This window comes from Candidatus Ruminimicrobiellum ovillum (assembly GCF_002392975.1).
Classification (GTDB): domain Bacteria; phylum Elusimicrobiota; class Endomicrobiia; order Endomicrobiales; family Endomicrobiaceae; genus Ruminimicrobiellum; species Ruminimicrobiellum ovillum.
This window is the reverse complement of sequence record NZ_DGIC01000010.1, coordinates 152,494-165,660: the sequence shown is the minus strand read 5'-3', so window position 1 is coordinate 165,660 and position 13,167 is coordinate 152,494. Positions and strand designations below refer to the sequence as shown.

Here is a 13,167-nt window from a genome sequence, read left to right as displayed (position 1 = left end):
TTGCAGCGATTTTTTGGTGGTTTGACACTTCTTCCTATATAATGTAAAATAAAAAGATATGTTTTACGAATATAACAAAACTTATATACAAAATTTTTCGTTTCAAAAGAATTTTGAGTTTCGATGGTGAACAGTGTACAGTTTTCAGTATTTTTAACCGAAAAAAACTCAAAAGGGGAAATTTATTATGTCAAAATTAAGTAACAGTAAAAAAATAATTTTAAGTGAAGAAGATATACCTAAACAATGGTACAATATACAGGCGGATTTGCCTCATCCTTTGGAACCGGCTTTTAATCCTAAAACCGGAAAAATCGCAACAAAAGAAGATTTGTGCAAAATTTTTCCCGAAGAAATAGTTGAACAGGAAGTAAGTACGGAAAGATGGATAGATATTCCCGACCAGGTAAGAGACGCTTACAAAATATGGAGACCTTCTCCGCTTGTAAGAGCAACAAATCTTGAAAAATTTTTGGATACGCCTGCAAAGATATATTTTAAAAATGAAGGTGTAAGCCCTTCGGGCAGCCACAAATCCAATTCCGCAATAGCACAAGTATATTACAACAAGAAAGCCGGAACAAAAAGAATAGCAACCGAAACCGGTGCGGGTCAGTGGGGTTCGGCTCTTGCTATGGCTTGTAAAATGTTCGGTATTGAATGTGTGGTATATATGGTGAAAGTTTCGTTCCAACAGAAACCATACAGAAAATCACTAATGCAGGTTTACGGAGCAAATGTATTTGCAAGTCCTTCAATGCAAACCGAAGCGGGAAGAAAAGTTTTGGAAAAAGATCCTGACTGCACGGGTTCTTTAGGTATAGCAATATCCGAAGCAATAGAAGATGTTTTAACACACAAAAATGCAAAATATTCGTTGGGCAGTGTATTAAACCATGTTGCAATGCACCAAACGGTTATAGGTTTGGAAGCAAAAAAACAATTGGAAGTTATAGATGAATATCCTGATATAGTAATAGCTTGTTTGGGCGGCGGTTCAAACTTTTCCGGTTTGGCATTTCCTTTCATAATGGATAAGATAAACGGAACACACAAAGATTTAAGAGCAATAGCTGTTGAACCTTCGGCATGTCCTAAACTTTCCAAAGGTGTATATGCTTACGATTACGGTGATTTATCCGGTTTTACACCTGCATTCAAGATGTATACATTAGGTCATACATTTATGCCGAGCGGTATACATGCCGGCGGATTAAGATATCACGGAGCATCACCTTTGGTTTCTGCAATAGTAAAAGAAAAACTTGCAGAATCCGTAGTGGTAAAACAAAGAGAAGTTTTTGAAGCGGCGGTAACTTTCGCAAGATGCGAAGGAATACTTCCCGCACCGGAATCTTCTCATGCAATAAGAGTAGCAATAAACGAAGCATTAAAAGCAAAAGAAGAAGGCAAATCTAAAACTATATTGTTCAATTTGTCAGGTCACGGACATTTTGATTTAACCGCTTACGAACAATATTTGGCAGGAAAAATTCAGGATTGCAATTATTCCGAAGAAGAAGTTCAAAAAGCATTAAAAGATTTACCGAAAGTAAACTTGTAAATTTTGTAAAACAAAATTTGGTGAAAAGGTGAACACGAATTGTTTTACAATTCGTTGGTGAAAGGGTGAAAAATTTGTCATCCCGCACTCGATGCTGGATCTCATAGTTAAAAGCAGTTATCGTAAAACCCTTTAAACTATTCACCATTTAAGCAAAGATATGGAGTATTTTTATTATGGCTAACAAGACAGGAATTATTTGTACAATGGGACCTTCCACAAGGTCTGCAAAAATAATAAAGAGTCTTTCCGATAACGGAATGACCGTTGCAAGACTCAATTTTTCTCACGGAACTTTCGAACAATACGAAAAAGATATTGCTTTAATAAGATCCGTAAACAAGAAGTATAAAAGAAACATTAAAATTTTAGGTGATTTGGAAGGACACAGAATAAGAATAGGTATGTTGGAAGGCGGAAAACCTGTTGCACTGAAAAAAGATCAAAAGGTTGTACTAACCAACAAAAAACTTATAGGAAACTCAAAAACTCTTTCAATAGATTATTCCGGTCCTATGTCCGATTTGAAAAAAGGACTTGAAATATTTATCGATGACGGCAACTTAAAACTTACCGTTGTATCTGCCGGTAAAGATTCCGTTACAACAGTAGTTGGAATGGATTACCTTTTAAAAGAACATAAAGGTATAAACATACCTGCCGCAAAATTACATTTCCCGGAGATTGAAGAACACGATAAAAAACATATTGAATTTGCAATAAAAAACAAACTTGATTATATTGCAAACTCTTTTGTAAGAAACAAATCCGATATGAAATATTTGAAAAAAGTGGTTTCACAACAACATCCGAAATGTCAACTTGTGGCAAAAATCGAAGACAGAGAAGGAATAGATAATGTTGCTTCAATTTTAGATGTTTGCGACGGTATAATGGTTGCAAGGGGCGATATGGGAATATCCATTCCGTTATGGACGGTTCCCGTAGTTCAAAAATATATAATAAGAAAATGCAGATCAAGACATAAATTTGTTATAACGGCAACACAAATGCTTGAAAGTATGGTGGAAAATCCGGTTCCTACAAGAGCTGAAGTCAGCGATGTTGCAAATGCAATTATAGACGGCAGCAATTTTGTAATGTTGTCTGCGGAAACTGCCGTAGGAAAATATCCCGAAAAAGCAGTTGAAATGATGGGCAATATTATAAAATTTACCGAAAAAAATATTTACAGATTACCGTTAGTTTAAAATTTGCGGAGCAAATTTTTGTGAAAAGGTGAACACAAATTGTAAACAATTTGTTGGTGAAAGGATGAATAGTTTTTTTGTTCTATACTTGGTATAAGAGCTTGCAGTTATTGTTAAAACCTTTAAGCCTTTCACCTATTAACCCTTTAAACTAAATTACGGAGTATTTTTTTAATGAAACAATTATTATTTTCTCTTTTAGCAATGAGTTCCGCGCTTATAGGAACATTTGTGGTGTTAAAATTTTCCGAATGGGCAAGAAAAAATTCCATATTGTTAATAGGTTTTGCTGCGGGTGTTATGTTATCCATAGCATTTGTTCATTTGTTACCGGAATCGGTGGAGCATAATCCTAACGCAATAATTTATGCTTTTGTCGGTTTTTTGTTTATGTTTGCAATTCAACATTTTATATTTTTTCATCCTTGTCACGACGATCATTGTCATGTTCATTTGGGAACACTTTCCACTTTCGGTTTATCATTACATTCTTTTTTTGACGGTATAGTTATAAGTATAGGATTCGGAGCAAATGCTTATATAGGACTTATGACAACAATAGCAATAATGTTGCACAAGTTACCCGACGGTGTAACTATTACGGGAATTTTGATGCATTCAAACAAATCGATAAAACAAATAATATGTTATTCGTTAACGGTAGCAATATTTACTCCTGTAGGAACATTGGTAGGTCTTTTCTTTTCCAACCAAATAGCACATTTAATAGGCAGTTTCTTGGCATTTACCGCAGGAACATTTATTTATTTGTCCGCAGCGGATCTCATTCCGGAAACACATAAAGCATCCAACAAAAAAGCGGGACTTTGTTTATTGTTGGGTGTAATAATCGTTTCTTTCTTAGGTCACATCGCCCACTAAAACGACAATTTATAATTTATAATTTACAATTTATAATTAACGACCAAAACGGCAATTTACAATTTTTGATTTATAATCTATAATTATCAGTTGATATTATTAATATTATTCTATTTTTAAGGAAAGTCATCATGAAAAAAATAAAAATTTTTTTGATTTCATTAGCAGGTTTAGTTGTAGTTTTATCCATTGCTGCGGTTATAGCAATAAAAGTATTTTTGCCGGAAGACAAAGTAAAAACTTTGGTTGCCGATTATGCAAGAACCAATTTTAACAGAGAAGTTACATTCGACAAACTTTCAATTAAACTTATCGGTATAGATTTAAAGAATTTTAAAATGTCGGAAAAATCTACACTTAACGACGGAACATTTATAAAAGCGGACGATTTTATAGTAAAAGTTTCACCGCTTCCGTTACTTGCAAAGAAAGTAAAAATAAGTAAAATTTTGTTGGATTCCATAGATATAAACATAACAAAAGATGAAAACGGCCTTTTCAATTTTGACGATATAATAAAATCGTCCCAAAGCGAACAATCTCAACAAGAACAAAAGAAAGAACAAGTTTCCGATACAAAAAGTTCGTCAGGTTCGTTCGATTTAAACATACATCGTTTCAATATAAAAAATGCAAATATAACATATATAGATAAAACATCAAATTTGGAAGCAAGTATTAAAAACTTTAACTTAAAAACAAAAGATTTTTCGCTTACCGATATGTTCGGTTGTGAAACTTCTTTCGATTTGGCGGTTAAACAAAACAAACTTAATATTTCTTTACCGTTAAAAGCAAATTTTAAAACGAATTTAAACAATTTCGATATGGATAAATTGTATTTGGATGTTGAAACTTTTGAAACAAACTTTAATAATGCAACAATAAGTTTGCAAGGTAAAATAGAAAATATAAATGCTCCCAAAATAGATTGTAATCTTATATTGAAAAATATAGATGAACAAACTTTTAAAGATTTCTTCGAATGTAAAACTAAATTTAAAGCAGATGAAATAACATTTAAAACAAAATCGGTAGTAAACATTTCTTCAATGAATGCGGATATTGAAAGTTTAAGTTTGGTTTTACCGAACTCAACCGCGGATTTGGAAGGAACAATAGATTGGGGCAAACAAGATGTGGAATATAATTTAAAACTTAATCTCGATTTACTTATAGATAACTTCGCAAAACTTGTTCCGGAATACAATTTAACGGGAAGATTCAAAACAAATGCGGAAGCAACTCAAAACTTTTGTGAGGGAACATTTGCTTTTGAAAACATTTCTTCCGATTCGGAATACGGTAAAGTTTCAAACTTAAATACGAATATTTATTTTAAAGCCGAAAACAGTTCTCCGTTATACAAAGCAGACTTTTCAACACTCTCTATAGATTCTCTTGCTTTCAACATTAAACAGTTATCTTTAAAGTATAACGATGCAGACATTTCTTTGGTGGGGGAACTTACAAAACAGTTACGGTCCGCACTTACATTAAATTTAAAATCCAAAAATATTACGGATAGCACATTTAAAAGTTTTTATAAAAGTCCTGTAAAATTTATACTTCCTACACTCGATATCGATACAATTTTAAGTTTTAATTTAAATACTAAGGCAGCCGACATAACAAAATTAAATATAAAACTTCCCGATTCATCCGCGAATGTTACAGGGTTACTTAATTGGAAGAACGAAAAGAATTTCGTTTACAATTTAGCATTAAACCTTAACTTGTTGTTGGATAACATTGCAAAAAATTTCCCCGAATATAAAATGAAAGGTAAAATCGTTTCCGATGCCAAAGTTTCAAACAACGATTTTTCAGGTAACTTAACTTGTTCCAATGTGGCGTTTGAATATCTGCCTATGGCTTCCGTTTCCAAGCTTAATTTGGAAGCAACTGCAAAATCCAAAAAGAATATAGTAATAAAAACTATTAACGGTATATTCAACGAAGGTAAGTTCGAAGGTAACGGTTCTTTAATAAATAAAGATATAAAGTTAAACTTCAATATGGACAAACTAAAAATTGTTGAAGATACAAAATCAAATTCTAAACAACAAACTAAAAAAGAAGAGAAAAAAGCAACAACAACAAAATCATCATCATCTTCGGATTTTAATTATAATATTTATACAGATATAACAATAAACGAAATAAATGTTCCTTATTTGGTAAGCAAAAAAGCTACACTAAAAACCGCACTTAAAACAGTAACAAGCACATGCAAAAAAACTAACGGAACATTTGCTTTAAATATCGGTGCGGGAACGATTTCCAATGTTAACAAGTTAACCGAAAACAAAATCGCTAAAACATTTTTGTTGTTGTTTAATATTGTAAACAATAACAGAACCGAAGAAACAAAAGCGAACAGTAAAAACGATATAAGTTTTCAAAATGTCGCTTGTGATGTATTGTTTACCGACGGTGCAATAAAAACAAATGATGTTTCAATAAAAATTCCTACCGCAAAAATTATTGCCGGCGGAACGGTGGATTTAAAAACAGAAGCATTAAACCTTGCAGTAACTGCCGGTGATTATACCGGAATGAAAATTAAAGGAACAATGTCCGATCCGAAAATTTCTTACGATGTTGCCGCGGCCGTAGTAAGTGCTTTAGGTGACAAAAATGTTACAAATGCTTTAATGGGATTGTTCGGAAAATCCAATAAGAAAGAAGAAACAAAAAAACAAGAAACAACAACATCATCACAACAGGAAACTGCTGCACAGCAAGAAAAACAAACCGTTAAACAAGAAGATGCAAAGCAGGATGAAATAAAGCAAGAAACAGTTCAAGAAACAAAGCAGGAACCTGTACAGGAAGTTAAACAGGAAGAACAAAATACACAAGAAACCGTAAAGGAAGAACCTAAACAGGAAACTGTTCAGGAAACATCACAGGAAACAAAGCAGGAAGAACCAAAAACAGAAGAAACCGCAGATAACAATTAGAAATCAGTAATTGGTAATTAAATAGTAAAAAACGGGGGAAAATCCCCCGTTTTTTGTTGTAGAAAGCAACAAAAATTGATATTATTTACAAATATTACAATAGTGTAACTTTTTTGATATATTTATAGTCTAATTTAATGACAGGTTATAAGATTATAGGGTTATAAGGTTATAGTTTTTTGTCATCCCGGACTTGATCCGGGCTCTTGTAGTTAAAAGCAGTTGTCGATAAACCGATAATCCAATAATCAAAAAAATTACGGAGTAATTTTTTAATGAAGAAATTTTTATATATTTTATTATTATTTTGTTCGGCGGGCTCGCTGCATTGTTTGTTTGCCGAAACTTTAACCTGGCAGGATTGTATTGATATTGCAAACAAAACAAACAATACTCTTGTGATGGCAAAACAAGATTTGAAAATTGCCGAATACGATTACAATGTTATATTAAACAAATATTATCCGTCCGTAAATTTCAGGTACGGATTTACAAGGTCGGGTAACGGGCACACGGCAAACAATTGGAGTGCAAGTTTAAATGCATCACAAACAATATACAATTTTCAGTCCAACGCACAAATACACAGCCAAAAAGCGACAATAAATAAAACCGTTGCACAACTTACAAAATCTTCATCGGATGTTTATTTTTCCATAAGACAAGCTTTTTTGCAAATGTGTTATGCTCAGGAAAATATTACTCTTTTGGAAAATATTTATAACATGAGAAAACAGTCTGCCGATATTGTCAGGTTACAATACGAAGGCGGTAAAGAAAGCAAAGGTAACATGTTAAGAGCACAGGCACAAAAACAGTCAGCTTATGTAAATGTGTCTAATGCCAAAAGAGATTTGGCTGTCGCAAGAAGAACGCTTGCACAAAATTTGGGAACGGAACTGTCTTCGGTATGTATGGTAGATTATAAATTGGAAGAAGTTGATGATAACACAAAAGTTGATGTTGATAATGCGGTGGCAAATTGCCCGGATGTAATACTTTCATCGTCGTCGGTTGAAATAACAAGATACAGTATAGATTCTACAAAAGGAAATCTCTATCCGAATATTTCCGCTTCTGCTTCCATAGGTGTTTCCGACGAAAATAATCCAATACCGCCTGCAGACAGCAAAAATTGGAGTGTGGGAGTAGCACTTAACTATCCTATACTTTCCGGCGGTATCACAAGTACATTAAATTCTGTTAAAGCGGCAAATACTGCTTTGGAAAAAGCTCAGGAAAGTTACAAACAAACAATACTTGCAACAAAAACAAGTTTGGAAGAAGTTTTGGCGGATATTGAAAGAACAAAAGATAATATAGAAATTTACGGAATGTTTTTGGAAGCGGCTACACAAAGACAGAAAGAGGCAACAATAAAATACAGAGCGGGAACCATGGAGTTTCAAACTTGGCAGGATATTGAACAGGAATATGTTAACAACCAAATGTCGCATCTTTCCGCTTTATATAATTATAATTTGGCATTGGCTAAAAGAGATAAATTATTGGGTGATACCCACGGAGAAATAAAATGAAAAAAGCAGCAATAATTTTTACCGTACTTCTTGTACTCGGGATAATAATAACTTACCAACTTAGAGATAAAAAAGAAAAAGTTGTTGAAATAAAGTATGCTCCTCATACTGTAACAACGGCAGATGTTAAAGAAATTATTGATACTACCGGTGAAGTGTCCGCATTAAACAGAGTGGAAATAAAACCTTCCGTTTCCGGCAGAGTAGACAGGCTTTTAGTTAACGAAGGAGACACGGTAAGAAAGGGGCAGGTGTTGGCATATTTAAGTTCTTCCGACAGGGTTGCGATACTTGATGCCGTAAGGGCAAACCCCGACGAAAATATAAAAGATTGGGAAAACACATATAAAGCAACGCCTGTAATTTCGCCGATGAACGGTAAAATAATTTTAAGAAATGTTGTTGAAGGACAAACCATTTCGACAAGTGATATTTTGTATGCTTTGGCAGACGAATTAATAGTTCTTGCAAGTGTAGATGAAGCCGATATCGGTAAAATTAAAAACGGACAAAGAGCAGAAATAACTCTTGATGCTTACAAAGATGTTACCATTAACGGTAAAGTGTTCCAAATTTTGGAAGAAGGTAAAAATGTAAGTAATGTTATTACATACTATGTAAAAATAAGACCTGAAAAAACGCCGGAATTTTTTAAATCGTTAATGACGGCAAACATAGATATTATAGTTAAAGAACAAAAAGATGCCGTAGTTATTCCCTGGGACAGTTTTGTTGAAGATGAACAGGGAGAATGTTTTGTTTTGGTCGGCGATGAAATGCAACAGACAAGACATAAAATAACCACCGGTATTTTTGACGGAGACAATGTTGAAGTAACTTCAGGACTTTCCAAAGGTGACACGATTTTAGTTAAACAAGACAAATATAATATTGCTACAACAAAAGAAACGACAAAAGGATTTTTGTCGATGGGACCGGGAAAAAGAAAAACAAACAAAGAGATTTTAAATAACGGACAATCGGGACAAAAACCGTCACAAAAATAGTTGAACGTCAGGTTATAGAGGGTTATAAGGTTATAGGTTGAGAACGACAACGACTGGATTGCCACAGGGCTAAAAGCCCTTCGCAATGACAAAAAAGGTCGTCATTACGAGCGAAGCGAAGTAATCCAGTGCCGTGTCATCCCGCACTTGATGCGGGATCTCGTTGTTAATCCCATAACCTAAAATTAGGAGTAATTTTTTTAATGGAAAAGCATGTACCATTATTACAAATAAAAAATATTACCAAAGTTTATAATGTCGGCGATAACCGTCTTGATATTTTAAAAGGTATAAACTTAACCGTCGAAGAAGGCGAGTTTGTAGCCATTATGGGGCCTTCCGGTTCCGGTAAATCCACTTTGATGCATATATTAGGATTGCTCGACAGACCTACCGACGGTGTATACGAAATATACGGCGAAAATGTTTTAAAGTTTAACGATAACCAAACGGCATTTTTAAGATCGAAAATTATAGGTTTTGTTTTTCAACAATATAATTTGTTAAATAAAATGACCGCTACAGACAATGTTGCTTTGCCGATGGTGTATTCCGGCGGTAAAAACAGAAAAGAAAAAGCGGAACAGTTACTTAAAGAGGTAGGGTTAAGTGACAGAATAGAACATAAACCCACACAACTTTCCGGCGGACAACAGCAAAGGGTGGCAATAGCAAGATCTTTGGTAAATGACCCTAAAATAATTTTTGCCGATGAACCTACGGGAAATTTATCTTCAAAACAATCCAACGAAATAATGCAGATATTAACCGACTTAAATAAAAAAGGTATAAGTGTTATTTTGGTTACCCATGAGCCCGATATTGCAAAATGGGCGGACAGACTTATAATGATTAAAGACGGACAAGTTTTGTCCGACACAATTCAAAAGAAAAAAGAAAGAAAAGATACAAAACCTTTGAAAATAAAAAAAGAATCTTCGCATTTAAGTATAGCCGAATTTGCGGAAAACTTTTTTTCCGCAATAAGAGCAATTATTTCAAACAAAACAAGATCAATTTTAACTATGCTTGGTATTATCATAGGTGTTGCTTCAATTATATCCATGTTAGCTTTAGGTAACGGTGCGCAAAAGGCACTCGAACAACAGATAACATCTATGGGAACCAATTTATTATATTTAATGCCTGGAAGAATTTCGTTAGGCGGTGTTTCCGGGTCAGTGGCAAGAAGAATATATTTGAAAGATGTTGATGCTCTTGCGGAAAATAAGGAACTTATAAAAAATATAGATCCGAATGTCAGCGGTTCTGCACAAATAGTTTACGGTAACAAAAATACTAACACCTCTATTACGGGAGCTACTCCCGTTTACCAATATTTACAAAATGCCGTTCCGCAATACGGCAGATTTTTTACAAAATCGGAAAACGAAAATTTATCTAAAGTGTGTGTTATAGGTACAACCGTAGTAAAAAATCTTTTCGGTAATGAAAACCCCGTAGGTAAATATATTAAAATTAACAGAAAACAGTTCAGAGTTATAGGTGTTTTGCCCGTGAAAGGTGCACAAGGTCCGAGAGACGGCGATGATATTATAATTGTTCCGTTAAATACCGCAATGAAAAGATTGTTCGGTACACAATATGTTTCGTCGGTATCGGTTGAAGTACAAGACGGTAAAATGAGTGAAACGGAAACTTATTTGTTGCAAACAATGCTTGAAAGAAATAAGCTTACATCCGAACAGGCGGATGCTTTCAGAATAAGAAATATGTCGGATATGATACAAATGCTTACATCCACAACACAAACCATGACTATGCTGTTGGGTGCCGTTGCCGGTATCTCGTTGATAGTCGGCGGTATCGGTATTATGAACATAATGCTTGTAAGCGTAAGCGAAAGGACAAGAGAAATAGGTTTAAGAAAAGCTATCGGTGCAACAAGAATTGCAGTTCTTTTACAATTTTTAATAGAGTCTTCGGTACTGTCTTTGCTGGGCGGAATACTTGGGGTGAGTTTAGGTATCGGAATATCGGTTATTGTATCTAAAGTTGCTGGGTGGGCAACATTTATATCTACTTTTTCAATTGTGTTATCTGTAGGCTTTTCTGCGATTGTAGGTATAGTGTTTGGTTTATGGCCTGCGAAAAAAGCATCGGAATTATCACCGATAGAAGCCTTAAGATACGACTAATGACAGGTGAAGAGGTGAAAGGGTGAAAAGTTTTCGGTGTCCTGCGAACGAATATCTTATAGATTACTTCGCTTCGGCAAGCCTTGCCTAAATTCAAAATCTTACGCCGAATCGATTGATGACAATTATTAATTAGAAATTAGTAATTAGTAATTAATGAAACAGTAATTTGTAAGGCTTGTAACTTTTTTTATACATGTGTTATCTAAACTGATAGTAGGCTATAAAGTGATATGGTGAATCTATAAAGATTAGTCCGAAGGACACCGAAATTGATAATTGTAAATTAAAAATTATAAATTGTAGTTTTAAGGGGGATAGCATGAAAAAAATTTTAAGTTTGGCAGTAGCATTGTTGGTAACAACTTCTTTGTATGCGGTACCGCCGCAGGAAAAAGGTGATATGCCTGAACCACCACATATGCATCATCAAAAGATGGGACTTGATTTTGAAAAAATAGCTAAAGAATTAAACATTACGGATGCTCAAAAGACACAATTGAACGAAATGATGAAAGAAGATATGTCAAGAAAGAAAGAGTTAAGACAAAACATCAAACAAAAAATGGATTTGATAGATGAAGAACTAATGAAAGAAAATATTGATATGAATGTTATAAACAAATTAGCAGCCGAAATTCAACAAACGAGTGCCGATATTTCAAGAATAAATATTGAAAGTAAATTAAAAGTAAGAAGTGTTTTGTCTTTTGAACAGTACACAAAAATGGAACAAAGCAGAAAAGAAATGATGGCTAAATTTAGAAAAGATAAACAGGATAAAGTTGAAGAGAAAATCCAACCTAAAAAAGATAAAAAAGCAAAAAAATAATTCTTAAAATAAAAAAAAGGCAGCGAGAAAACCCTCTCTGCTTTTTTTTATGTGTAAAAAAATTTAAAACAGTGCAGCTTTCAAATTTTTGTCGTTATGATTAAATATTTTTTTAATAAATCTTTTACATTTTGCGGTTGGAGTGTTATATTTTTTCAATTTATTTTGTATTTCCTGTATTTTTGTTTCCGCTGCTTTTTTACCTTCGTTTACCATCAAATTAAATTTGTTAAATTCAGACCATGATATTTGCTTTATGTTAGGTTCTATTATAACATCTGCATTTTTTATAAGTATTTCATAAAACAAGTGACTTGCAATAAAGTTGCATCTGTTCATAATATCTTTTGCATTTGCAGGTAAAGTTTCCAAAGTTTTTAGTTTGCTTTTAACATCCGATGCTAAAACAAAGTCCGCTCCGAACATTTTTGCTACGGTTACAGGCGTAACGTTAACATGTGCACCGTCGGTATACCAAACGTTATCTATGTTTACAGGGGGAAAAACTCCCGGAATTGAAGCTGATGCCAAAACGATTTTTCTTAAAGGACCTTTAGTAAATATTTTTTCTTTACCGTTGGTAATATCCGTTGCCACACAAGCAAACGGTATATTTGTATCGGATATATCCATATCGGGAATTACGGTATTAACCAAATCTTCCAAAATAGAGTGAGATAAAAATGAGCTGCCTCCTTCCTGAGAACCGTATTTAACGAACTCTCTTGCTTTTCTTATCAAACTTCTTGCGGAAGTTACCTGGTTTTCATCTTGCATTTTCTGCATATTCATTTTAGAAAACAGTTTATTGAAAAAATAATCTTTTAAAGTTTTTTCTATTGTTTCGGGCTTTTCTCCTACGGCATACAAACAACCGATAACCGAACCCATGGATGTTCCGGTAATATAATCGAACTTGATATTGTTTGATTCCAAAACTTTCAGTACACCGATATGTGCTAAAGCTCTTGCTCCGCCGCCGCCCAATGCTATTGCTGTTTTCATTAA

General features: G+C 33.9%; 9 protein-coding genes. 8 read left to right on the top strand and 1 reads right to left on the bottom strand.

Going from position 1 to position 13,167, the window contains the following annotated elements; all coding sequences use genetic code 11:
* Positions 1 to 187: 187 nt before the first annotated feature.
* The 8 genes from B2Y85_RS05320 to B2Y85_RS05285 all read left to right on the top strand — a co-directional run bounded on the left by B2Y85_RS05320 (position 188) and on the right by B2Y85_RS05285 (position 12,159).
* A complete protein-coding gene (locus B2Y85_RS05320; protein WP_372519440.1) occupies positions 188 to 1,564 on the top strand; it encodes a TrpB-like pyridoxal phosphate-dependent enzyme in 1,377 nt (458 codons plus the stop codon).
* A 176-nt stretch (positions 1,565 to 1,740) separates the two neighbouring features.
* The gene (gene pyk, locus B2Y85_RS05315) at positions 1,741 to 2,775 is read left to right on the top strand and encodes a pyruvate kinase (RefSeq protein WP_372519439.1); all 1,035 of its coding nucleotides are present in this window, start codon (positions 1,741 to 1,743) and stop codon (positions 2,773 to 2,775) included.
* 174 nt (positions 2,776 to 2,949) lie between these two features.
* Positions 2,950 to 3,657 carry a ZIP family metal transporter gene (locus tag B2Y85_RS05310; RefSeq protein ID WP_372519438.1) on the top strand — a complete coding sequence of 236 codons (708 nt, stop codon included), beginning with the start codon at positions 2,950 to 2,952 and terminating at the stop codon, positions 3,655 to 3,657.
* Positions 3,658 to 3,788: 131 nt separating this feature from the next.
* The gene (locus tag B2Y85_RS05305) at positions 3,789 to 6,623 is read left to right on the top strand and encodes an AsmA family protein (RefSeq protein ID WP_372519437.1); all 2,835 of its coding nucleotides are present in this window, start codon (positions 3,789 to 3,791) and stop codon (positions 6,621 to 6,623) included.
* 275 nt (positions 6,624 to 6,898) lie between these two features.
* Positions 6,899 to 8,161 (top strand): TolC family protein, encoded by a 1,263-nt coding sequence (locus B2Y85_RS05300; RefSeq protein WP_372519436.1) that lies wholly within the window; start codon positions 6,899 to 6,901, stop codon positions 8,159 to 8,161.
* Positions 8,158 to 9,168, top strand: coding sequence for an efflux RND transporter periplasmic adaptor subunit (locus B2Y85_RS05295; protein ID WP_372519435.1), 1,011 nt, complete (start codon positions 8,158 to 8,160; stop codon positions 9,166 to 9,168). The genes B2Y85_RS05300 and B2Y85_RS05295 overlap by 4 nt, the downstream gene beginning before the upstream one ends.
* A gap of 203 nt (positions 9,169 to 9,371) precedes the next feature.
* Complete coding sequence (locus B2Y85_RS05290; RefSeq protein ID WP_372519434.1) at positions 9,372 to 11,327, top strand: ABC transporter permease; 1,956 nt, start codon at positions 9,372 to 9,374, stop codon at positions 11,325 to 11,327.
* A gap of 322 nt (positions 11,328 to 11,649) precedes the next feature.
* Complete coding sequence (locus B2Y85_RS05285) at positions 11,650 to 12,159, top strand: Spy/CpxP family protein refolding chaperone (RefSeq protein ID WP_372519433.1); 510 nt, start codon at positions 11,650 to 11,652, stop codon at positions 12,157 to 12,159.
* Positions 12,160 to 12,222: 63 nt separating this feature from the next.
* On the opposite strand, the gene B2Y85_RS05280 is transcribed toward B2Y85_RS05285, so the two are convergent.
* Positions 12,223 to 13,164 carry a patatin-like phospholipase family protein gene (locus B2Y85_RS05280; protein WP_372519432.1) on the bottom strand — a complete coding sequence of 314 codons (942 nt, stop codon included), beginning with the start codon at positions 13,162 to 13,164 and terminating at the stop codon, positions 12,223 to 12,225.
* Between the last annotated feature and the right edge of the window lie 3 nt (positions 13,165 to 13,167).